This window comes from Planomicrobium sp. MB-3u-38, from assembly GCF_002836425.1.
GTDB classification, from domain to species: Bacteria; Bacillota; Bacilli; order Bacillales_A; family Planococcaceae; genus Planococcus; species Planococcus okeanokoites.
In genome coordinates this window covers 37,832-61,296 of the sequence record NZ_PJBO01000081.1, presented here as the reverse complement: position 1 = coordinate 61,296, position 23,465 = coordinate 37,832, and the positions used below count along the sequence as shown (strand labels likewise).

At 47.1% G+C, this 23,465-nt stretch carries 20 protein-coding genes; 17 read left to right on the top strand and 3 right to left on the bottom strand.

Going from position 1 to position 23,465, the window contains the following annotated elements; genetic code table 11:
* The 8 genes from CXF70_RS17190 (at position 1) to CXF70_RS17150 (ending at position 10,545) form a co-directional block, all read left to right on the top strand.
* Positions 1 to 1,005: a thiamine pyrophosphate-dependent dehydrogenase E1 component subunit alpha gene (locus CXF70_RS17190; RefSeq protein WP_084246019.1), complete on the top strand. Its 1,005-nt coding sequence runs from the start codon at positions 1 to 3 to the stop codon at positions 1,003 to 1,005.
* Entirely contained in the window at positions 1,005 to 1,988 is a 984-nt protein-coding gene (locus CXF70_RS17185; protein ID WP_084246017.1) for an alpha-ketoacid dehydrogenase subunit beta, read from the top strand. The genes CXF70_RS17190 and CXF70_RS17185 overlap by 1 nt, the downstream gene beginning before the upstream one ends.
* Before the next feature lie 409 nt (positions 1,989 to 2,397).
* On the top strand, positions 2,398 to 3,744 hold the full coding sequence (locus CXF70_RS17180; protein WP_101803672.1) for a dihydrolipoamide acetyltransferase family protein: 1,347 nt from the start codon (positions 2,398 to 2,400) through the stop codon (positions 3,742 to 3,744).
* A gap of 340 nt (positions 3,745 to 4,084) precedes the next feature.
* The gene (locus CXF70_RS17170; RefSeq protein ID WP_101803670.1) at positions 4,085 to 5,779 is read left to right on the top strand and encodes a methylmalonyl-CoA mutase family protein; all 1,695 of its coding nucleotides are present in this window, start codon (positions 4,085 to 4,087) and stop codon (positions 5,777 to 5,779) included.
* Position 5,780: 1 nt separating this feature from the next.
* On the top strand, positions 5,781 to 7,928 hold the full coding sequence (gene scpA / locus CXF70_RS17165; RefSeq protein ID WP_101803669.1) for a methylmalonyl-CoA mutase: 2,148 nt from the start codon (positions 5,781 to 5,783) through the stop codon (positions 7,926 to 7,928).
* Positions 7,928 to 8,995 (top strand): methylmalonyl Co-A mutase-associated GTPase MeaB, encoded by a 1,068-nt coding sequence (meaB, locus tag CXF70_RS17160; protein ID WP_101803668.1) that lies wholly within the window; start codon positions 7,928 to 7,930, stop codon positions 8,993 to 8,995. Before scpA ends, meaB begins: the two co-directional genes overlap by 1 nt.
* 64 nt (positions 8,996 to 9,059) lie before the next feature.
* Positions 9,060 to 9,500 carry a BrxA/BrxB family bacilliredoxin gene (locus tag CXF70_RS17155; protein WP_084246007.1) on the top strand — a complete coding sequence of 147 codons (441 nt, stop codon included), beginning with the start codon at positions 9,060 to 9,062 and terminating at the stop codon, positions 9,498 to 9,500.
* 67 nt (positions 9,501 to 9,567) lie between these two features.
* Positions 9,568 to 10,545, top strand: a complete 978-nt coding sequence (locus CXF70_RS17150; protein WP_101803667.1) for an aromatic acid exporter family protein — start codon at positions 9,568 to 9,570, stop codon at positions 10,543 to 10,545.
* A 32-nt stretch (positions 10,546 to 10,577) separates the two neighbouring features.
* Here the strand turns inward: CXF70_RS17150 and prli42 are convergent, their stop codons facing one another.
* A complete protein-coding gene (prli42, locus tag CXF70_RS18280) occupies positions 10,578 to 10,673 on the bottom strand; it encodes a stressosome-associated protein Prli42 (protein ID WP_158241215.1) in 96 nt (31 codons plus the stop codon).
* Positions 10,674 to 10,839: 166 nt separating this feature from the next.
* Between prli42 and mce the strand changes: the two genes are divergently transcribed.
* The 5 genes from mce (at position 10,840) to rnz (ending at position 16,212) form a co-directional block, all read left to right on the top strand.
* Positions 10,840 to 11,238 carry a methylmalonyl-CoA epimerase gene (gene mce, locus CXF70_RS17145; RefSeq protein ID WP_084246002.1) on the top strand — a complete coding sequence of 133 codons (399 nt, stop codon included), beginning with the start codon at positions 10,840 to 10,842 and terminating at the stop codon, positions 11,236 to 11,238.
* Positions 11,239 to 11,258: 20 nt separating this feature from the next.
* A complete protein-coding gene (locus CXF70_RS17140) occupies positions 11,259 to 12,800 on the top strand; it encodes an acyl-CoA carboxylase subunit beta (RefSeq protein WP_084246000.1) in 1,542 nt (513 codons plus the stop codon).
* Positions 12,801 to 12,818: 18 nt separating this feature from the next.
* On the top strand, positions 12,819 to 13,937 hold the full coding sequence (locus tag CXF70_RS17135; RefSeq protein ID WP_101803666.1) for a M20/M25/M40 family metallo-hydrolase: 1,119 nt from the start codon (positions 12,819 to 12,821) through the stop codon (positions 13,935 to 13,937).
* A gap of 87 nt (positions 13,938 to 14,024) precedes the next feature.
* Entirely contained in the window at positions 14,025 to 15,260 is a 1,236-nt protein-coding gene (locus CXF70_RS17130) for a DNA polymerase IV (protein ID WP_101803665.1), read from the top strand.
* A 7-nt stretch (positions 15,261 to 15,267) separates the two neighbouring features.
* A complete protein-coding gene (rnz, locus tag CXF70_RS17125; protein WP_101803664.1) occupies positions 15,268 to 16,212 on the top strand; it encodes a ribonuclease Z in 945 nt (314 codons plus the stop codon).
* Positions 16,213 to 16,752: 540 nt separating this feature from the next.
* On the opposite strand, the gene namA is transcribed toward rnz, so the two are convergent.
* Positions 16,753 to 17,769 (bottom strand): NADPH dehydrogenase NamA, encoded by a 1,017-nt coding sequence (gene namA, locus CXF70_RS17120; RefSeq protein WP_101803663.1) that lies wholly within the window; start codon positions 17,767 to 17,769, stop codon positions 16,753 to 16,755.
* A 43-nt stretch (positions 17,770 to 17,812) separates the two neighbouring features.
* Complete coding sequence (proC, locus tag CXF70_RS17115) at positions 17,813 to 18,616, bottom strand: pyrroline-5-carboxylate reductase (RefSeq protein ID WP_101803662.1); 804 nt, start codon at positions 18,614 to 18,616, stop codon at positions 17,813 to 17,815.
* Between the two features lie 336 nt (positions 18,617 to 18,952).
* Here proC and CXF70_RS17110 point away from each other — a divergent pair, with 336 nt between their 5' ends.
* From CXF70_RS17110 to argH, 4 genes are all read left to right on the top strand, one after another.
* Positions 18,953 to 19,951 carry an MBL fold metallo-hydrolase gene (locus CXF70_RS17110; RefSeq protein WP_101803784.1) on the top strand — a complete coding sequence of 333 codons (999 nt, stop codon included), beginning with the start codon at positions 18,953 to 18,955 and terminating at the stop codon, positions 19,949 to 19,951.
* A 139-nt stretch (positions 19,952 to 20,090) separates the two neighbouring features.
* Positions 20,091 to 20,639, top strand: coding sequence for a hypothetical protein (locus CXF70_RS17105; RefSeq protein ID WP_233208681.1), 549 nt, complete (start codon positions 20,091 to 20,093; stop codon positions 20,637 to 20,639).
* Positions 20,640 to 20,749: 110 nt separating this feature from the next.
* Entirely contained in the window at positions 20,750 to 22,012 is a 1,263-nt protein-coding gene (locus tag CXF70_RS17100) for an argininosuccinate synthase (RefSeq protein ID WP_179135773.1), read from the top strand.
* Positions 22,009 to 23,385, top strand: coding sequence for an argininosuccinate lyase (gene argH / locus CXF70_RS17095; RefSeq protein ID WP_101803660.1), 1,377 nt, complete (start codon positions 22,009 to 22,011; stop codon positions 23,383 to 23,385). The genes CXF70_RS17100 and argH overlap by 4 nt, the downstream gene beginning before the upstream one ends.
* The last annotated feature ends 80 nt before the right edge of the window (positions 23,386 to 23,465 follow it).

Sequence of the window (23,465 nt, the reverse complement as noted above, 5' to 3'; positions counted from 1 at the left end):
ATGTCAGCTAAACACGAAGAAATTGGTTTGTCGAATGACGATGTACTGAAAATGTATGAAACGATGCTGATGGCACGCCGTGTCGATGAGCGTATGTGGCTTTTGAACCGCGCGGGTAAAATCCCGTTCGTAATTTCATGCCAAGGCCAGGAAGCAGCTCAAGTAGGCGCAGCTTTCGCACTTGATAATGAAAAAGATTATATTGCTCCTTATTACCGCGATATGGGGGTAGTCCTGCATTTCGGCATGACGCCAAAAGATTTGATGCTTTCCGCATTTGCGAAAGCGGAAGACCCGAACTCAGGCGGCCGCCAAATGCCTGGCCACTTCGGCCAGAAGAAAAACCGTATCCTGACAGGCTCTTCGCCAGTAACGACTCAGCTTCCTCATGCTGTCGGCGTTGCTTTGGCTGGGAAAATGAAAAAACAGGATTTCATCACTTTCACGACTCTTGGTGAAGGTTCATCCAACCAGGGAGATTTCCATGAAGGCATGAACTTTGCCGGCGTCCATAAATTGCCGGTCATCATTATGGTGGAAAACAATAAATACGCGATATCCGTTCCTTTCGAACGTCAAATTGCGAGCAAAAACGTTTCTGATCGTGCAATCGGATACGGTATGCCAGGCGTTACAATCGACGGCAACGACCCGATTGAAGTATACAAACACGTTAAAGAAGCTGCTGACCGCGCTCGCCGCGGCGAAGGGCCGAGCCTGATCGAAACTGTTTCAGAACGTATGACTGCCCACTCATCAGATGATGATCACAGACAATACCGTTCAGCAGATGAACTGGCTGCACAAAAAGAACAGGATCCAATCCTTACTTTCGGTGCTTACCTGAAAGAAAACGGCATCCTGAATGATGAACTTGAAAAAGAAATCAACGACCGCATCATGGCTGTAGTAAACGAAGCAACTGACTATGCTGAAAATGCGCCTTACGCAGCACCTGAAGATGCAATGAAATATGTCTATGCAGAAAAAGGAGGGAACGAATAATGGCAGTAATGAATTATATTGACGCCATAACGCTCGCCATGAAAGAAGAGATGGAACGTGACGAGAACGTATTCGTTCTCGGAGAAGATGTCGGTAAAAAAGGCGGCGTCTTCAAAGCGACTGCCGGTCTTTACGATCAATTCGGCGAAGACCGCGTTCTTGATACGCCTCTTGCTGAATCCGCTATTGCCGGTGTAGGAATCGGTGCAGCCATGTATGGCCTTCGTCCGATTGCAGAAATGCAATTTGCCGATTTCATCATGCCTGCGGTGAACCAGATCATTTCCGAGGCTTCACGTATCCGTTACCGTTCAAACAATGACTGGTCATGCCCGATCGTTTTCCGTGCTCCATTCGGCGGGGGCGTCCACGGTGCGCTTTACCATTCCCAATCAGTGGAAGCGGTATTCGCCAACCAGCCCGGTTTAAAAATTGTCATCCCGTCAACACCATACGACGCAAAAGGTCTTTTGAAAGCGGCTATCCGCGATGAAGATCCGGTCATGTTCTTTGAGCATAAACGTGCTTACCGCCTTATCAAAGGCGAAGTGCCGGAAGACGATTACACGATTGAAATCGGAAAAGCCGATGTTAAACGTGAAGGTGAAGACATTACCGTCATCACTTATGGTCTGGCTGTCCATTTCGCATTGCAGGCTGCTGAACGTCTTGCTGAAGATGGCTATTCTGCGCACATCCTTGACCTCCGCACCATCTATCCTTTGGATAAAGAAGCTATCATTGAAGCTGCAAAGAAAACTGGTAAAGTGCTTCTTGTAACTGAAGACAATAAAGAAGGAAGCATCATCGGTGAAGTGGCGGCGATCATTGCCGAAAACTGCCTGTTCGATCTGGATGCGCCAATTATGCGTCTTGCAGGACCTGATGTTCCGGCAATGCCATATGCCCCGACCATGGAGAAATTCTTCATGATCAACCCGGATAAAGTGGAAAAAGCGATGCGTGAGCTTGCTGAATACTAAGAAAAGCGACAACGCCCGTTAAGCTCTGACAGGCATAAGACGGAACAGCAGAGTGGCGTTCTTTGCCACGGCAGCTGGGCTGGCTTATGACCCGAAGAGCTGGGCGGTTGGAGTCTGGACAGAAGAAAAGCGACAACGCCCGTTAAGCTCTGACAGGCATAAGACGGAACAGCAGAGTGGCGTTCTTTGGCACGGCAGCTGGGCTGGCTTATGACCCGAAGAGCTGGGCGGTTGGAGTCTGGACAGAAGAAAAGCGACAACGCCCGTTAAGCTCTGACAGGCATAAGACGGAACAGCAGAGTGGCGTTCTTTGGCACGGCAGCTGGGCTGGCTTATGACCCGAAGAGCTGGGCGGTTGGAGTCTGGACACCGGACATTCAAAAAGAACAACTATAAAGGAGGAACCCCTTTGGCTATTGAAAATATCAAAATGCCTCAACTTGGCGAAAGTGTCACTGAAGGAACGATTGAAAAATGGCTCGTTGCTCCCGGCGACCACGTCAACAAGTACGATGCACTTGCTGAAGTGAATACTGATAAAGTAACTGCGGAAGTGCCTTCTTCATTTACTGGGACGATCAAGGAACTGGTCGCTTCTGAAGGTGATACGCTGTCTGTTGGTGAGATTGTCTGCACAATCGAAACTGAAGGCGGAGATTCTGAACCGGTGGAAGAAGCGAAACCGGCTGCAGATGAAAAAGCCAATGAGATGCCAGCTGCCGGCGCAAAACCGACAGAAGGCCTGAAAGGCGAAAAAGGTTCTTCACAACCGGCCAAGGCCAGTGGTTCAAAAGCTCGTTATTCACCTGCGGTCATGCGTTTGGCTCAGGAGAATGATATCGATTTGACTCAGGTTGAAGGTTCCGGCAATGAAGGACGTATTACGCGTAAAGATATCATGGCTCTTATTGAAAGCGGAAATATTCCAAAAGCTGGTGATGCTCCAGCTGCTTCTTCACAGCAAACTGAAGAAACAACTCAAGAGCAGCCAGCAGCATCAACTCCATCTGCACCTGCACAGAAAGCTCCATCAGCACCAATCCAAAGTGCTCCTGGAGATGTTGAAATTCCGGTTACCGGCGTTCGCCGTGCAATCGCTGCAAACATGCTGAAGAGCAAACACGAAGCTCCGCATGCATGGATGATGATTGAAGTCGACGTTACGAACCTGGTTCAATACCGTGACTCGATCAAAGGCGATTTCAAGAAAAAAGAAGGATTCAATATCACTTATTTCGCTTTCTTCGTAAAAGCGATCTCCCAGGCGTTGAAAGAATTCCCGATGATGAATTCAATGTGGGCTGGCGATAAGATCATCCAGAAAAAAGACATCAATATTTCAATTGCTGTTGCTTCAGATAACGCTTTATTCGTTCCAGTCATTAAAGACGCGGATGAAAAATCCGTTAAAGGCATCGGCAAGGAAATCAACGAGCTGGCTTTAAAAGCGCGTTCCGGCAAACTCGGTTCAGCTGAAATGCAGGGCGGCACATTTACAGTCAATAACACAGGGTCGTTCGGTTCTGTCCAGTCGATGGGGATCATCAACCATCCACAGGCGGCAATCGTCCAAGTGGAATCGATTGTTAAACGTCCGATGATCATGGATAACGGCATGATCGCAGCCCGCGACATGGTTAACCTGTGTCTTTCTCTTGACCACCGTGTACTGGACGGACTAGTTTGCGGCCAATTCCTTGGACGTGTCAAAGAAATACTTGAGAACATGTCAAAAGAAAATACTTCAGTATATTAAGAAATGCGCAAGTGCCCGTTCAGCTCCGAAAGGCATAAGACGAATCAGTGCAGCGGTCCTGACCGCACAGCTGAGTTGGCTTATGACCCGAAGAGTTGGGCCGCTGGAGTCTGGACAACAGAAATGCGAAAGCGCCCGTTCAGCTCTGAAAGGCATAAGACGAATCAGCGCAGCGGTCCTGACCGCGCAGCTGAGTCGGCTTATGACCCGAAGAGTTGGGCCGCTGGAGTCTGGACAATCAAAAAAAAGCTTGAAGTCTCCGGACTTCAAGCTTTTTTGGCTTTAATAGACCGGCGTTCTCAGGTAAAATGGAGAAGAGATAGATAAGGGAGGGAATATTTTGACGATCGATTCGATGAAACAAACAAAATTTCCGAAACGTACATACGAAGATTGGCTGCAGGCTGCTGAAAAAGCTATTGGCGGCAAGCCGGTCGATCCGACACTTAAAACACAGACAATTGAAGGCGTTGAATTAGAACCCTTATATACGAAAGAGATGCTTGAAACTTTGGGAGACCTTCCCGCTTTCCAACAGGACGCAGTAAGAAATGGTAAGAAAGAGGCAGGATGGCTGATAGCGCAGGAAGTTCTTTCTGAATCACCCTCGGATTTTCTGGTGAAAACCAAAGAAGATCTTTTGAAGGGCAATGATATGGTGGTTTACACCAGTTCACAGGAATTCAACTGGACTGACCAGGAACTCGCGCAATTGGCGGAACTTTTGATCAAACACCCTTTTTATTTTAAATTGACAAGTGAAGATACGGATATATTGCGGGTCTTTGATTTCATCGAGGAAACACAGCACAGCGGATTAAGAGGGGTGATTTTCTCAGAAGAAGAAACTGCCGCCCCGGGGAATGTCAGAACACGTCTGGTTGATACCATTCCAGTTCACCACGCTGGCGGAACGATCATCCATGAATTGGGAGTGGCTCTGAGTATACTTGCTGAAACGATTAAAGATGGCAATTATAAGGAAACGGCCGCGAAGACGTGGGTCCGTTTTGCTGTGGACACTCAGTTCTTCCAGGAAATTGCTAAACTTCGCGCATTCCGCGGACTATGGAAAGCATTCAGTGAAGCTTATGGCGAGGAAGCGGTGAGCATGCCTGTGTATACGGAAACTTCTGTCCGTTCCTATTCAAAACTTGATCCGTATGTGAATTTGCTGCGTGCAGGAAATGCCAGTTTTGCAGCAGTATTGGGCGGCACGGATGCCCATACGGTACATCCGCATGATTTTTTGACGGTGTCACAGCCTTCCAGCCGCAGGATTGCGCGCAATGTACAATTGGTCATTAAAGAAGAAAGCCATGCTTCACGTGTGCTGGATGCTTCAGCGGGGTCGTATTTTATCGAACACCTTACAAATGAGTATATTGATGCTTCTTGGAATTACTTCCTTGAGATTGAAGAAGCCGGCGGCTATTCTGAAGTAATCAAATCAGGCTGGCTGGCTGACGACATCCAAGGGAAATGGCTTGAGCGCAAAAACCTCGCAGCCGAACGCAAAATTTCATTGATTGGCACCAATATCTATGCAAATCCGCAGGAAGCGGTAAAAGATCATTCCATAGATGCAAGCCATTTGGAATATATAACTGCCAAGCGATTGGCGACACCGTTCGAAAAGCTTCGTGCCAGAAGCCGGGAAGTGGAATTGAAGACGGCCATCATCCATCTGGGTCCATTAAAAGATGTCAAAGCAAAATCCGATTTCGTGGAAGGTCTATTGGCAGTCGGCGGCATTGAACCGGAAATCAGCCCCGAGCTTGATGATGCCGAGGCACTTAACAATTATCTTACTGATCACCATATCGATTATGCAGTTCTTTGTGGGCTTCAGGAAAAACTGGAGATGGTTATTCCTGCTATCAACAGCAATACTGTACTTGATGTGGCCGGAAAATACCCGGCGGAACTGATGGAAACCTGGAAGTCAGCTTCGTTATCTGATGCTGTCTATTCAGGGCAGAATATAGTCGAGAAGCTGGAACAGATTCTGAACTTAGGAAAGAAGGCGCTTTAATATGACCAAACCCGATTTTTCCAAAGTCAATATGAAAAAATTCACCTCCAATAGACATGGATCCGTTGCAGGTGAAGATTTCCTGACAAATGAAGGAATAACCATCAAACCGGCATATTCTCCAGACGATGCTGCCGGAGTCGAAGATACATTGCCCGGATATGCTCCTTACATACGTGGACCGTATCCGACAATGTATGCTTCCAGACCATGGACTGTCCGCCAATATGCTGGATTTTCAACAGCCGAGGAAAGCAATGCCTTTTACCGCCGCAATCTGGCGATGGGGCAAAAAGGATTGTCCGTCGCATTTGACCTTGCTACTCACCGCGGTTACGATTCAGACCATCCCCGCGTAGTAGGAGACGTCGGAAAAGCAGGCGTGGCAATCGACAGTGTTGAAGATATGAAAATTCTGTTCGACGGCATACCGCTCGATAAAATGTCGGTTTCCATGACAATGAACGGAGCAGTTCTGCCGATTATGGCATTTTTCATCGTAGCGGCGGAAGAACAGGGAGTCACTCCAGACCAATTGGCTGGCACGATTCAGAATGACATTTTGAAAGAGTATATGGTGCGCAATACGTATATTTATCCACCTGCAATGTCGATGAAGATCATTGCCGATATTTTTGAATACACGTCGAAGAAAATGCCGAAATTCAATTCCATCTCTATTTCCGGCTACCACATTCAGGAAGCGGGGGCGACGGCGGATATTGAACTGGCCTATACGCTTGCTGACGGGTTGGAATATGTACGGACAGGTTTGAAAGCTGGTATCGGCATCGATTCATTCGCTCCCCGCTTATCGTTCTTCTGGGGAATCGGCATGAATTATTTCATGGAAGTGGCGAAAATGCGAGCTGCCCGCGAAATCTGGGCCAAAATGATGAAATCGTTTGATCCACAGAACCCGAAATCCTTGGCGCTGCGCACGCATTCCCAAACTTCAGGGTGGAGTCTGACCGAACAGGATCCTTTCAATAATGTAACGCGTACTTTGCTTGAAGCGAATGCTGCCGCAATGGGGCATACCCAATCGCTTCACACCAATGCACTTGATGAAGCGATAGCGCTGCCGACAGATTTCTCTGCCCGCATTGCCCGCAATACGCAGCTGTTCCTGCAGGAAGAAACAGGAATGACCGATGTCATCGATCCATGGGGCGGTTCTTTCTATGTAGAGAGCCTGACAAAGCAATTGACCGATAAGGCATGGGAATTGATAGAAGAAGTCGAAGAACTCGGAGGCATGGCAAAAGCGATTGAAACAGGTCTGCCGAAAATGCGGATTGAAGAAGCTGCAGCGAAAAAGCAGGCGCAGATCGATTCCGGTGAAGAGTCGATCATCGGCGTCAACCGCTATCGTCTGGATCAGGAAGACCCAATTGATATCTTGAATATCGATAATACGATGGTGCGCAAAAAGCAGATTGAACGCATTGAATTGGCGAAAGCGAAAAGAGACAGCGATCGAGTGAAACAGGCACTCGACGAACTCGCAGCCGCAGCTAAAGAAGGAAGAGAAAATATTCTCGATTGTGCTGTAAGAGCCGCCCGCGAACGGGCGACACTCGGTGAAATTTCCGATGCAATCGAACTCGCATCCGGCAGACATAAGGCGGTGATCCGTTCAGTGAGTGGTGTATACAGTTCAAACTTCTCGAACCAGCAAGAAATTGAAACCGTCAAGGAAATGACGGAAGACTTTATTGAAAATGAAGGCCGGAGACCTCGTATCCTGGTCGCTAAAATGGGACAGGACGGCCATGATCGCGGTGCCAAGATTATTGCCACCGCTTTCGCTGACCTGGGCTTTGATGTGGATATCGGACCGCTGTTCCAGACTCCTTCGGAAACTGCCCAGCAGGCGGCTGAAAATGATGTCCATGTGATCGGTGTAAGTTCTCTCGCGGCAGGACACCGTACATTGGTGCCGGATCTTGCAGCAGAACTGCAAAAATTGGGACGTGAAGATATTCTGATTGTAGTCGGGGGCGTAATTCCTGCTCAGGATTATGAATTCTTACGGAATAACGGCGCGAGTGCCATCTTTGGACCAGGCACCGTAATTCCCGTCGCTGCCCAAAAAGTGATCGAAGAAATTTACGTGCGCCTCGGATATGAGGAAGTGGCGGACTGATGGAGCGCGACAACGGCTCTAGACGTGTCATGGACGGTGTGAATGCTGCGCATGATGGCATGGCGCCGGCGCCGCGGAAAAAGTTTAAAAAACCTGAACAGAAGATGCTGGATACCGAAGAAATCGCTGAAGGTGTCAAAAGCGGTTCGCGTCTGCATCTCGGTAAAGCCATCACCTTGCTGGAAAGTTCGAATCCATCCGATAAAAAGGATGGGCAGGCCTTGCTGAACAGGCTCCTGCCCTTCACCGGCAAAAGTCTTCGTATCGGTATTACGGGTGTGCCGGGTGCCGGGAAGAGCACGTTTATCGAAACCTTCGGTGAGATGATCACCGGTTTTGGCTTACGTGTAGCAGTATTAGCGATAGACCCAAGTTCATCCATTACTGGCGGCAGCATCCTGGGTGACAAAACCAGGATGGAGCAACTTGCCAAAAATCCGAAAGCCTTTATTCGTCCATCACCGACAGCCGGAACGCTTGGCGGCGTCCATAAAAAAACACGTGAAACGATGCTGCTTTGTGAAGCTGCTGGTTATGACGTCATTTTGGTGGAAACAGTAGGTGTCGGTCAGAGTGAAACATTGGTGCGTGGGATGGTGGACATGTTCATGCTGCTTGTACTGACCGGTGCAGGAGATGAGTTGCAGGGTATGAAAAAAGGGATACTGGAGCTGGCGGATGTCATCCTGGTCCATAAAGCCGACAGCGGAAATCTGCCTTTGGCTGAAAAGACGGTGCGCGAATATAAAGGGATGCTTTATTTCCTGCAGCCGGCGACCGAAAACTGGAAAACACGGGCTCTCGCTGTTTCTTCCCTTGAAAATAATGGAATCCAGGATGTCTGGGATATGGCAAAGGAATTCGAGGCGACTGCCAAAGATAACGGCATTTTCAATAAACGCAGGCAAACCCAGACCAAGGATTGGTTCCGTTCGATGATTACAGATGAATTATATGGCAGGTTTTTTGAAGACCCGGACAAACGCAGGATGGTCAAGGAATTGGAACAGCAAATACTGGATGAAGAACTTACAGTTGCGCAGGCAATTCATCAATTATTCGAGTAAGCTTTTTTGCAGAACTCGCTGACACCTGCTATGATTATTACAGATAATAGAAGGAGTGATAGCGTTGAGTATGGATTTTAATTTCCTTATGAATGATATAGCAACACAAGCCCGCAAAGAATTGACAGACGGTGGCTATAAAGAACTGACAACACCTGAAGAAGTCAATGAGGCGCTGACTCAATCTGGTACTAGCCTTGTCATGATCAACTCGGTCTGCGGCTGCGCAGGCGGCATCGCTAGACCTGCAGCACTTCACGCGGTCCATTACGACAAACGCCCGGATAACCTTTACACGGTTTTTGCGGGGCAGGACAAAGAAGCGACTGCCCAGGCACGCGCAATCTTCGGCGACGACCATTTGCCGTCATCTCCATCTTTTGCAATCGTCAAAGACGGGAAAATGGTGGATGAAATCGGACGCCATGAAATTGAAGGCCATGATCCAATGTCGGTCATCACGCATATTCAGGCGTTGTTTGAAGAGCATTGCAACGAAATCTAAAAAGAAAATGCCCCTCAAAAAGGGGCGTTTTTTTATGCCGGGATAAAAAGGGGTGAGGAATCTGAAAATGAAACGATTGTCGATCGGCTACCGTACATTGAAAACTGCTGTCGGAGTCATTATCGCGATTTCACTGGCGCAATTGCTGCAGCTCGATTTTTTTGTTTCTGCAGGCATTCTGACCATCCTTTGCATTCAGCCGACAAAGAAGCGTTCCATCCGTGCAGCTCTTTCCAGATTCATCGCCAGCCTGATAGCAATCGGCTATGCCTCTATTTTTCTGGAAGGAATCGCTTATCATCCCGTTGTTGTCGGTTTAATGATTCTATTGTTCATACCGGTGCTTGTTAGCCTTCGGTTTGCAGATGGTTTCGTATCAAGTTCCGTCATCATTTTTCATATCTACAGCGTGGGTAATTTGACAGGAAGCCTGATCCTAAATGAAATTCTTCTTATGGTAGTCGGTTTTGGTACAGCGTTATTGGTCAATATGTACATGCCAAGCATAGAGAAAAAACTCGACGATTACCGTTATCAGACAGAAGTGCTTTACGCGAAGATCCTGCATGAAATGGCTGGATATCTTAAAGACGGCAAGAGCGACTGGGATGGCAAAGAACTGATACAGACTGAAGAATTATTGAAAAAAGCAAAAGCTCTGGCATATCAGGATGTTGAGAACCACGTAACGCGGCTTGAAAATAAATATTACCGGTATTTTGATATGCGCCAGGATCAATTTGAAATCATCGAACGCATTCTGCCGAAAATATCCACATTGCCCGTCCTTGTTAAACATGCCCAATTGATCGCCGATTTTCTGAACGATCTGGCGGATCATGTCCATGCCGGCAATACCGCTTACCATTACCTTGATAAGCTGGAAGTTGTGAAGAAGGAATTTTCACTGCTTCCGCTGCCCGAAAGCCATCAAGAATTCCAGTCGATGGCCGTTTTATACCAGGTCATCGAAGAACTGGATGCCTATCTGGAAATCAAACAATCCTATAGAGGATTTACAAACAAGAAGACGGCCGAGGAGTAATCTCCCCGGCCGTTTTTTGTGTTCAGGATTTATTAAAGTACAAAGCTTAATCCCATCATTAAGCTGGAAAGAAGCATCAAGGCAACCATAGCGTAGACAATGACTTTGCGGAATGTTTGATTTCTCATTAATCGATAATCTCCTTTATGTGCATTTGAACTTGTAGGTAGAATAACATAATTCTCTGTAATTTTGAAGAGGCAAGCGCTATACGCCAAATATTCTTCAACAACTAGAGTTTTTCACTGCGAATCGGTACAATAAGAAGGAAGCAAAAAGAAGGTGGGATAATCGATGAAGAAAGTTGATCATATCGGCATCGCCGTGCGAAACCTGGATGACGTTCTTCCCTATTACACGGAAACGCTCGGCTGTCCATTATTGAAAATCGAGGAAGTCGAATCTGAACGCGTGCGTGTGGCATTTATCGATGCGGGCAACATCAAACTGGAATTGCTGGAACCGATGGACGACAGCAGTGCAATCCATAAATTCCTTGAGAAAAAAGGCGAAGGCATCCACCACATCGCTTTCGGTGTCGAAAATATCGAACAGCGCATGGATGAGTTGAAAGAGAAAGGCGTCCGTTTATTAAATGAACAGCCAAAACAAGGAGCAGGCGGAGCTTTAGTCGCTTTCATGCATCCTAAATCGTCAAACGGCGTGCTTTATGAATTGTGTCAGAAACAGTAGATAAGGGGTGTTAGTCTAGTATGGATATCTATGAAAGAATTAATGAATTATACGACCGCAAACGCAAGATTGAACTTGGCGGCGGAGAAGACAGAATTGACAAGCAGCATGAAAAAGGCAAATTGACTGCTCGTGAGCGCATCGATTTGCTGGTTGACGAAGGGTCTTTTGTCGAATTGAACCCATTTGTTGAACACCGTACAGTAGATTTCGATATGGCGGAAGGTCCAGGTGAAGGCGTTGTCACCGGATACGGTAAAGTCGACGGCCGACCGATCTATCTGTTTTCACAGGATTTCACTGTTTTTGGCGGCGCATTGGGTGAAATGCATGCGATGAAAATAGCGAATGTCATGGATCTTGCCGCAAAAAATGGCGCACCGTTTATCGGCCTGAACGATTCAGGTGGTGCACGTATTCAGGAAGGTGTCCTGTCACTTGATGGTTATGGCAAGATTTTCTATCGCAATTCCATCTATTCGGGGGTCATTCCACAGATTTCAGTAATTTTAGGGCCTTCTGCCGGCGGAGCGGTCTATTCGCCTGCCATAACTGATTTTGTGTTTATGGTCGATAAAACCAGCCAGATGTTCATTACCGGACCAAAGGTGATCGAAACTGTAACAGGCGAAAAGATTTCATCAGAAGATCTCGGAGGATCACGAGTACATACTGCCATCAGCGGCAACGCCCATTTCCGGTCTGATTCGGAAGAAGAAGTATTGAAAATGGTGCGCCGCTTGATTGCCTATTTGCCTCAAAATAATCAGGAATTGCCGCCACGTCTTGAAACAGGTGAAGATGACGATTACCGTCCGGATCTTGCTGACGTCGTTCCTTACGAAGCCATCCGTCCATATGATGTTCGAAAAGTCGTTGAGCAGGTGGTTGATAAAGACAGCTTCATGGAAGTTCAGCCGGAATTCGCACGTAATATTGTCATTGGCCTTGCGCGCATCAAAGGCGAAACCGTCGGGCTTGTCTGCAACCAGCCGAAAGTCATGGCAGGTGGACTGGATATCGATTCTTCAGATAAAGCAGCGCGCTTTATCCGGTTCTGTGATTCGTTCAATATACCGTTGATCACTTTTGAAGATGTTACCGGATTTTTCCCGGGCATCAAACAGGAACACGGCGGCATCATCCGTCACGGAGCGAAGATCCTGTACGCTTATTCGGAAGCGACGGTGCCTAAAATGACTGTCATTTTACGTAAAGCATACGGCGGGGCATACGTGGCACTCAATTCAAAATCGATCGGTGCCGATCTGGTTTATTCATGGCCGAATGCTGAAATTGCTGTAATGGGACCGCAAGGGGCTGCAAATATCATCTTTGCACGTGAAATTGCCGCTAGTGATGATCCGGAAGCGACGCGTGCCGCGAAGATTGAGGAATACCGTGTGAAATTCGCGAATCCATATGTAGCCGCTGCCCGCGGTATGGTGGATGATGTCATCGATCCGCGCGAGACGCGCATCAAGCTGATCCAGGCGTTGGAAATGATGCGCCATAAGAAAGACTCAAGACCGGCGAAAAAACATGGCAATATGCCGCTTTAAGGAAAGGATGAGGACCAAATGCAAAAAGAAAGATTGTTGAACGAATTTCTGGAATTGGTTCAAATCGATTCTGAAACGAAAAATGAAGGCCATATTGCTGAAGTATTGAAAGTGAAACTGGAAGAAATGGGCTTCCATATTGCAGAAGATGATTCCTCGCTCCGCAATGGCCACGGAGCCAACAATCTTGTTGCGACACTTCGAGGGGCGGCATCGAATGTGCCTGCCATCTATTTCACCGTGCATATGGATACAGTAGTGCCGGGCAATGGCGTTAAACCGCAAATTCGCGACGGCTATGTCTATTCGGATGGCACAACCATTCTTGGCGCAGACGACAAAGCCGGTATTGCGGCGTTATTTGAAATGATACGTTCGATCCAGGAAGAACAGATCGAACACGGTGATATCCAATTGGTCATAACAGCGGGTGAAGAAAGTGGACTTGCAGGCGCCAAGGAATTCGATTCTTCCCTTCTGTTCGCAAAATTCGGCTACGCGGTCGACAGCGATGGCAAAGTCGGGGGCATCGTTACATCGGCTCCGAACCAGGCAAAACTTTGGACGACCATATATGGTAAGACGGCTCATGCAGGTGTGGCGCCTGAAAAAGGCGTTTCAGCCATCAATATTGCAGCGAAAGCCATCTCTTCCATGAAGCTTGGCCGCATAGACGATGAAACAACTGCAAACATCGGCCGTTTTGAAGGCGGCAAAGCAACCAACATCGTTTGTGAAGAAGTGAATATCCTGTCGGAAGCTCGCTCAATCCGGGAAGATAAACTGGCTGCCCAAACTGCCCATATGGAAAGCGTCTTTGAGGATACTGCTGCAAGTTTCGGCTGTTCAGCTAAAACTGAAGTGAAATTGATGTATCCTGGCTTCCATTTTGAAGAAGATGAACCTGTTGTTGAAATTGCGAAACGCGCTGCCGAAAAAATCGGCCGGCCATCCCCTGTTTTAACAAGCGGTGGCGGAAGTGACGCCAATATATTCAATGGTTTCGGGATTCCGACAGTCAATCTTTGTGTCGGATATGAAGAAATCCATACAAAAAATGAACGGATGCCGATTGAAGAGCTTGAAAAACTGGCAGAAATGCTGGTCGAAATCATCAAGGAAACTTCTCGGGTTTAATTATATCCGGATAGAAGGAAGAGAGAACAGGATGTATGTTCTCTCTTTTTTTGTTAAAATAAAAGAAAATCAATTGGAGCGATTGCAATGGCTGGCCGAGTAATATTCCATATCGATATGAATAGTTTCTATGCCTCTGTTGAGCAGTCGCATGACCCCACATTAAAAGGAAAAGCCCTTGCCATTGCCGGTAATCCGAAGGAAAGGCGAGGCATCATTGTCACTTGTTCCTACGAAGCGAGAGCACATGGCATCTACACCACAATGCAGGTCCATGAAGCAAAAAGGAAATTTCCGGAATTGATTCTATTGCCTCCGAATTTTGAGCGTTATCGGGCTGCTTCAAAAGCGATGTTCGATATTCTTCGTTCGTATACACTTCAGGTTGAACCTGTCTCAATAGATGAAGCTTATCTGGATGTAACGGATCTGCTTGAAGAACGCACAGCGCCGGGACTGGCGGAAGAACTGCAGATGCGTATCAAAGCTGAACTGGATCTGCCTTGTTCAATCGGCATTGCACCGAATAAATTCCTGGCAAAAACAGCTTCCGATATGAAAAAGCCGATGGGTGTCACGATTCTGCGCAAGAGGGATATCCAAAAAATGCTGTGGCCGCTGCCGGTGATTGAAATGCATGGAATCGGGGATAGTACGGCCGAAAAATTGAAGCGGCTGGGAATTTTGACAATAGGGGATCTGGCCACGGCCAATCCAGGACTTATTAAAGAGAAAATGGGAAAAAACGGCATCAGGCTGCAAGCTCGCGCTAATGGCATCGACAGCCGTGAAGTGGATCCCGATTCGATATATGACACGAAAAGTGTCGGCACTTCCACAACTTTGCCGATCGATGAAACCGATGAAGAAAACCTGAAAAAGATTTTTCGGCAATTAAGCGATAAAGTGGCCAGCCGGCTTGAAGCCAAAGAATTGGCAGGTCCGACTGTCAGTATACAGACACGCAGTTCCGATTGGCAAAACCGTACCCGGAGTCTGACTTTAAAGAATACTGTCTGGAAAGCGGATGATATCAACCGTAATGCCTGGAGTTTATTTACGAAGCATTGGAACGGGGAACCGCTCCGCCTGGTCGGCGTGACGGTATCGAATGTTGTGGACAAAGGTGAAATGACCGAACAATTATCGCTGTTCAATTTTCAGGAACATGTAAAAGATGAACCGATTCTTGATCTGATGTCCAAGCTGGAAAAAAAATTCGGCAAATCTGTTTTATCAAAAGGCACTAAATCGAAAAAAAGTAATTACGATTCCAAAACCAGTTTCAGCAAAGATTTTCTGGATGATCACGAAAGAAAGTAGGAAATGTATGCAATTATTATTTTTGGGGACAGGAGCGGGCATGCCATCCAAACAACGCAATACTTCGGCTTTAGCGCTAAAACTCCTGGAGGAGAGGGGGGCTGTTTGGCTATTTGATTGCGGGGAGGCGACGCAGCACCAGATTCTCCACACAACATTAAAACCACGGAAGATCGAGAAGATTTTTATCACACATCTTCATGGGGATCACATTTATGGTTTGCCGGGACTCCTGGGATCCCGGTCGTTCCAGGGCGGCGATGAACCGGTTGAAATCTACGGGCCGCCGGGGATAAAAGAGTTTGTGGAAAGTGTTCTGCGTATCAGCAGAACGCATCTCAATTATACGATTCGTTTTATTGAGGACTTGGAGGGGAACATTTTTGAAGACGAATCAATGAAGGTCACAACTGCAAAACTCGATCATGTCATCCCGTCCTATGGTTTCAGGATCGAACAAAAACCGCTGCCGCCGAGACTGCTGATTGACCAGGCGAAGGAAAAAGGGGTTCCAAAAGGGCCGCTGTTGGCAAAACTGAAAAGCGGGGAAGATGTTACTTTGGACGACGGTTCCATCATCAAAAGTGTCGATGTCACAGAACCAGGACAAAAGGGTTTTATAGTCACCATACTCGGTGATACCCGATTTTGCCAAGCAGCGATTGAACTTGGCCGGAATGCGGATGTGCTCGTCCACGAAGGCACTTTTGATGCGACTACAGAAAAATTGGCAGGCGAGTATGGGCACTCAACGATAAAGGAAGCGGCAGAAACTGCGAAACAAGCGGATGCCGTTACGCTGCTCGTCAATCATATGAGCTCCCGATTCCTGCCGGAAGACGAAAAGCAGCTGGTGAAAGAAATGCGAAATGTACATGAACAATCCTTTATTGCACATGATTTCGATGAGTTTGAATGGAAGATCCATGAGCGGAGTTTGAAAAAACTATAAGTGACGGATGCGGAAGTCTTGTAAATCACAAGACTTCTTTTTTTATGGAAAAGAGATTACTATGCGAATAAAGCAAAATATATAATGAGCTAAAGAGATTTGTAGGAATTATTCCCAGTTCAAATAAAAAATAATTCATTATTATGGATATTTCGATTTATTTTCAGTTAATTAATAGAACAAACGTTCGGTTTGTGATAAAATGAGGTTACAGCTGTATGAGGGCGGTTTGGCCATTCCCCAAGGAAAGGGGGTGGTGATATGACGGTTTATGAATCATTTGGATTGGTCTTTACGAGCATCGGGCTGACGATCAGCGGCTTGAGCCTGATCATTTCAATGATTTTAGTCGCAAATAAAAAAAAATAACCGTCCCATGTGGCGTGGAATGACGGTTATTTAATGCCTTGAATTCCAGCCAACCGCTCTAAGATCGCGGCATACAGCTGGCCGAATGCGAAAGCATTCGGTTTTTTGCGTTACTTATATAGTACTCATTATATACTTATTATACTAAATCTACTCTATTTTGCAACTGACTTATACCCATCCCCGTTTATAAGGCACAGGAGCTTCTATTTCAGCTCCAAGCTCTTTGGATGCACGGTAAGGCCAGTAAGGGTCGCGGAGCAGTTCGCGGGCAAGGAACACCATATCCGCCCGGTCATTCTGAAGGATTTCTTCAGCCTGCAGGGGACTTGTGATCAAGCCGACTGCGCCGGTCGGTATATTTGCTCCTTGTCGGATTGTTTCGGCAAATTTGACCTGATAACCTGGATAAACGGGAATATTGGCAAGCACCAGAGCGCCGGAGCTGACATCGATCAGATCCACGCCTTGTTGTTTCATCCAGCTCGCCATTTCAATATACAGCTCAGGAGTCATGCCGCCATCTGTATAATCGTGGGCTGAAATTCTGACGAAAAGGGGTTTCTGCCATACCTCGTTGACCGCATCAATGATTTCCCGCAGAAAGCGGTACCGGTTTTCGGCACTGCCTCCGTATTCATCCGTCCGCTTATTTGTCAGGGGTGAGAGGAACTCGTTGATCAAATATCCGTGTGCCGCATGCAGTTCGATGACATCAAAGCCGGCTTGATCCGACCGGATGGCGCCCTGTTTAAAGGCATTGACAGTCTCTTTAATTTCCTGCTTTGCCATTTCAACAGGAGTCTTATAATTTTCATTGAAAGGCAGGGGTGATGGGGCCTGGATTTCACCTTCGACCGTCGCTTTTCTCCCGGCATGCGCCAATTGGATGGCGGTTTTGGCGCCTGAAATTTTTATCAGTCGCACAAGTTCGGTCAGCCCCTCAACATGTGAGTCTTCCCATATGCCGAGGTCGCGGGCAGAAATGCGGCCTTGCGGCTGAACCGCGGTCGCTTCAAGCATGATCAGACCGGAACCGCCCACTGCGCGGCTCGGGTAATGGATCCGGTGCCAGTCAGTGACGCGGCCATCCTCCCCATCGCTTTCATACATGCACATGGGTGCCATTACGATCCTGTTTTTGAAAGTCACATTTTTTATAGTTAAAGGTTCAAAAAGTTTCGCCATGAATAATCCTCCTCTATACATACATTACAGTATACCGGAAGAATTATTTGAATTCCTTGCCAAGCTCTCGGGACCTTGCTGCTGCAGCGCTGACACATTGCTCCACGATGTCCTTGAAATTATTCTCGGCAAGTGAATCCAGTCCTGCCGCTGTTGTACCGTTCGGGCTGGTCACTTTCCGGCGCAATTCCGCAAAATCTTCCTGCTGCATCATCTCGGCTGCACCTAAGAAAGTCTGGCGCACCAATTTTTTTGAATCTGCAGCCGACAGTCCGTTTGCCACACCCGCTTCTCGCATCGCTTCCGCGAAGTAATACAGGTATGCAGGCCCGCTTCCGGCCACGCCTGTCAGCGCGTGCAATTGATCTTCTTCAACCACAGTCACGCTGCCGATGGATGATAGCAGATTGCGAAGTTCGTGCTGCTGTTCTTTCGTCACATATTTGCTCCAGGCTACGCCTGTTGCGGATTTTCCGACTTGAGCCGAGGTGTTCGGCATCGCCCGTGCAACCGGGAAGTTCCCGACATGGCGCTGGATCGTGTCAATCGACACTCCCGCAGCTACGGAAACAATCACTGTATTGCCTGTCAATTTCTTTTTGATGCCGGCAAGCGCAGCAGCAACATCTTTCGGTTTCATTGCTAATAAGATGAAATTCGCGTCTTTTAACTCTGTCTTGTCTTCGTCGACGATATTGACGCCGTATTCGTCATGCAAAAATTCCAGGCGTTCATAATCCGATCTGTTCATCACCGAAATTTCTTCAGGTTTCATAATCCGTTTATTGATCCACCCATGAATCATGGATTCAGCCATTGATCCGGCTCCTACACATACAATTTTCATCTTTCTCCACTTCCTTTTCTCAAAATAAAAAGCGCAATCATCCCTGTTCATCAAGGACGAAAACGCTGTGTTTCCGCGGTACCACCTAGCTTTGTCAATTAAGACACCACTCGATATCCTTAACGCGGATCTACGGCCGTGTTTCCACGGCAGCTCAAAAGCAGGTTCAAAAAGGGAGAGGGAGGTGCGCATTTCAGCATCAGCTGCACTCTCTTTACACCGTCACCTTTTTTACTGATCTTCATCATCGCTCACATATGTATATCAATTATACGGACACCTATTTTGATTGTCAAATAGCGATTCGGGGTGACGTGATGGGTTTTTAGCGGTATGATGGATGAATACTCATTCATTTTTAAGGGGAGATCTATCGTGAATATAAATGACCATCTGCATAGAATCATCATCCCGACGCCTTTTGCGGTCGGGGATGTCAATTCCTATCTACTGAAAGGGGATGCATTGACTCTCATCGATGCTGGACCTAAAACGCCTGAAGCATGGGAAGCGATCAAATACGGTTTAAATGAAGCGGGCTACGGTCCGGAAGATATCGAACAAGTGATTCTGACACATCACCATCCCGATCATGCAGGCTGGATAGATGGTTTTGAGAATGCAAAATTATTCGGCCATCCTTATAACGACCTCTGGTTGAGAAGAGATCAGGCATTTTTTGATTTTCACGATGCTTTCTATCTTGAACGCCTGAAAGAAGAGGGAGTACCGGAAGATCAGCTTTTCTGGATCAAGCGCATGAAGCGTCCGCTCAGCCTGATGGGCAGCCGTCCGCTTGATATGACGATCAACGAAGGCGACGTTTTGCCGGGCCATCCCGGCTGGGAAGTCATGGAGACATTAGGGCACGCCCAGAGCCATCTGTCTTTCTGGAATAAAGAGAGCGGTGAAATGATCGGCGGCGATCATGTAATCGCAAAAGTTTCCTCAAACCCATTGATTGAACCGCCGCTTGATCCCTCAATGGGCAGACCAAAATCACTGCTGCAATATAACGCTTCGCTGGCAAGGCTTTTGAAAATGCCGGTCGAAGTCATTTACAGCGGCCACGGTGAAGAAGTGCGGAACAGCCATAAATTGATTTCTGAACGCCTTGCTAAGCAGCATGAACGGGCGATGAAAGTTCTCGCGATGCTAGGCGGCGATGAAAAAACGGTCTATGAATTGACCGTGGAGTTATTCCCCCGCGCATACGAGAAAGAACTGGGGTTGACCTTGTCGGAAACGATCGGACAAATCGATTATCTGCTTGAGGATGGCCTGATTACAGAACGGATGGATGAACAGGGAATCTTCCATTATAAAGAAGCCTAAATTTACTGCTAATTGTTTTTATTGCAACTATTCGGTTGAGCGTGTAAAATAAACGCGTCAGTAACTAAGTTTATGCCATCACGATTAACAGGAAAAGGAATGAATCGATTTGAAAAAATGGGGTTTATTATTAGCTGGGATGTTATTCTTGTCAGCGTGTTCGGAAGAAGAAGCAAAACCTGCTGAAACCGAAGAAAAAGAAGAAACGGCGGCAGAGCAGGAACAAGTTGAAATGACGGAAAGCGGGTTCATCACCCAGATCCGTAATGATAAAGTGTTGGTCAATAATATCTATTTCGCGGTGGACGAAGAAGTCACAGTGGATTCAGGAAATGGTTCTGACAGCACTGAAGCTGTTCTTAGTGACATCCGTACAGGCATGAAAGTCGAAATCGATTATAAAGGGCCATTGGAGCAAGCTTTTCCGCTGCAAGCGGAAGCTGAAAGCATCACAATACTGAACGATACTGAATCAGTCAAGCAATCCGAAGCTTTACAGGCCTATATCAATAAAGAACAACTTGCCAGCCTGCTTATACTGGGGCAGCCGATTGTAAGGGATAACGAAATCGGATTCCTCTTCAATAATATGGATACCGGCAAAATGCAGGAAGTCCGCATCGATCTGGATACGCATGAATATACAGAAGGCAACGAAGAAGACGCGGAAACAGAAGACGCAAGTTAAAGCAGTACGGTGGAACCCGGTTCCACCGTATTTTTTTATGTGATTTTTCAACCGTTACCACTTGCATGAAATATTTATGCGTGTTATTGTATGTATATTAATTTTAATTAATGTATAAAAATACAAAGGTGGTTATTCTATTGAATAAAAAAATCGTACTTGCCTATTCTGGCGGACTTGATACATCGGTGGCTATTCCATGGCTGAAAGCAGAAGGATATGATGTCGTGGCTGTGTGCCTGGACATCGGTGAAGGAAAGGATCTTGAATTCATTAAACAAAAAGCGCTTCAGGTTGGAGCGGTCGAAAGTTATATGGTGGATGCCAGAGATGAATTCGCGGATAATTATGCATTAATATCCATGCAGGCGCATACGTTGTATGAAGGTAAGTATCCACTAGTCTCAGCGCTTTCCCGTCCCTTGATTTCGAAGAAGCTGGTAGAAATCGCTGAACAATGCGGCGCGACAGCAGTGGCGCACGGATGCACAGGAAAAGGCAACGACCAGGTGCGTTTCGAAGTATCGATCAAATCCCTTAATCCGGGGCTTGAAGTTGTGGCTCCTGTCAGACAATGGGGTTGGTCGCGTGATGAAGAAATCGCTTATGCAAAGCAGCATGATGTACCGATTCCGGTTAACTTGGACAGTCCTTTTTCAATCGATATGAATCTATGGGGCCGCGCCAATGAATGCGGAATCCTTGAAGATCCGTGGGCGACACCGCCTGCAGATGCCTATGAATTGACCAACGCACTGGAAGACACACCGGACACGCCGGATATCGTCGAAATCGAATTCGTGCAAGGAAAACCGGTGAAACTTGATGGCATCGCCTATACATTCAAAGAATTGATATTCGAATTGAACCATTTGGCCGGCAAGCATGGCGTCGGACGGATCGATCATGTGGAAAACCGCCTTGTCGGCATCAAATCCCGTGAGATCTATGAAGCTCCAGCAGCCATGACATTGATTGCGGCGCATAAAGAACTGGAAGACATCACGCTGGTAAAAGAAATGGCGCATTTCAAACCGGTCATCGAGAAGAAGATGACGGAACTTATCTATGAAGGCTTATGGTTCTCGCCGCTGCGTACAGCGCTTGAAGCATTCCTGAAAGAAACACAGGAGTTCGTCAATGGGACAGTTCGCGTCAAATTATTCAAAGGCCATTCAATCATTGAAGGGCGCAAGTCCCCGAATTCATTATACAGCGAACAATTGGCGACTTACTCAACGGATGACACGTTCAATCACCAGTCGGCTGTCGGCTTTATCGAATTATGGGGTCTTCCGACAGTCGTCAACTCAATGGTCAATAAAAAACCGGTGCCTGTCACGGAACAGGTAAAAGAAGAGGTGAAATCATGACCAAGCTCTGGGGCGGCCGTTTTCAAAAGTCGGCTGAACAATGGGTGGATGAGTTCGGTGCTTCGATCGGTTTTGACCAAAAACTGGTGATGGAAGATATCGAAGGCAGCAAAGCACATGTAAAAATGCTCGGAAATTGCGGAATCTTGACGGAGGATGAGTCTTCACTGATCCTTTCCGGACTGGAAACATTGAAGCAGAAAGCGGATGCCGGTGAACTAGAATACAGTTCAGCAAACGAAGACATCCATTTGAATCTTGAAAAATTCCTGATTGATGAAATCGGTCCAGTCGGAGGGAAACTTCATACAGGGAGAAGCCGTAATGATCAGGTAGCGACTGATATGCATCTATACCTGAAAAACCGGGTCGGTGAAATAATTGAAGCTGTCGATCATTTTCAGCAGGCCATCGTGGAACAAGCCGAAAGCCATGTCGAAACCGTGGTTCCAGGTTATACACATCTTCAGCGTGCACAGCCTATATCATTCGGCCATCATCTGATGACATATTTCTGGATGCTGCAGCGTGACAAAGAGCGCTTACGTGAATCCTTGAAGCGCATTGATATCTCACCGCTTGGAGCAGGTGCAATGTCCGGGACGACATTCCCGATCGACCGCGAAATGGCGGCTGAATATCTTGGTTTTGCAGGTGTCTATGCCAATAGCATCGACGCAGTCAGTGACCGGGATTTCATCGTGGAATTCCTGTCGAACGCTTCAATGCTGATGATGCATATGTCCCGCTTCGCCGAAGAGATCATTTTATGGTCAAGTGAAGAATTCCGGTTCATCGAGCTGGATGACGCATTCTCGACCGGGTCGAGCATCATGCCCCAGAAAAAGAATCCTGATATGGCCGAATTGATCCGCGGCAAAACAGGGCGCGTTTACGGCAACCTGTTTGGATTATTGACCACCTTAAAAGGATTGCCGCTGGCATACAATAAAGATATGCAGGAAGATAAGGAAGGGATGTTCGATACCGTTCATACTTTGACGGGATCATTGCCGATTTTCGAAGGGATGATCCGCACGATGACAGTGCGCACAGATTCCATGGAAGGGGCGGTATCCGCAGATTTTTCCAATGCCACTGAACTGGCCGACTACCTTGCGGCGAAAGGAATGCCTTTCAGGGAAGCACATGACGTCACCGGAAAACTGGTGTTTACCTGTATCCAACGAGGATATTATTTGAAAGATCTGCCGTTTGAAGATATGAAAGCGGCGAGTCCGTTGATCGGTGAAGATATCTACATGACCCTTGAGCCCCGTACGGCTGTTGAACGACGGAATTCATTGGGCGGCACCGGATTCGAGCAGGTGCGCAAGCAATTGGAATTGGCGAAAACGCTTGTTGATCAATGAAATTAATGTTCACTATAAAAGGAACCAAAGCAGAAATTATTTTTTGCTTTGGTTTCTTTTTTGCCGAATTCTACAGCGGA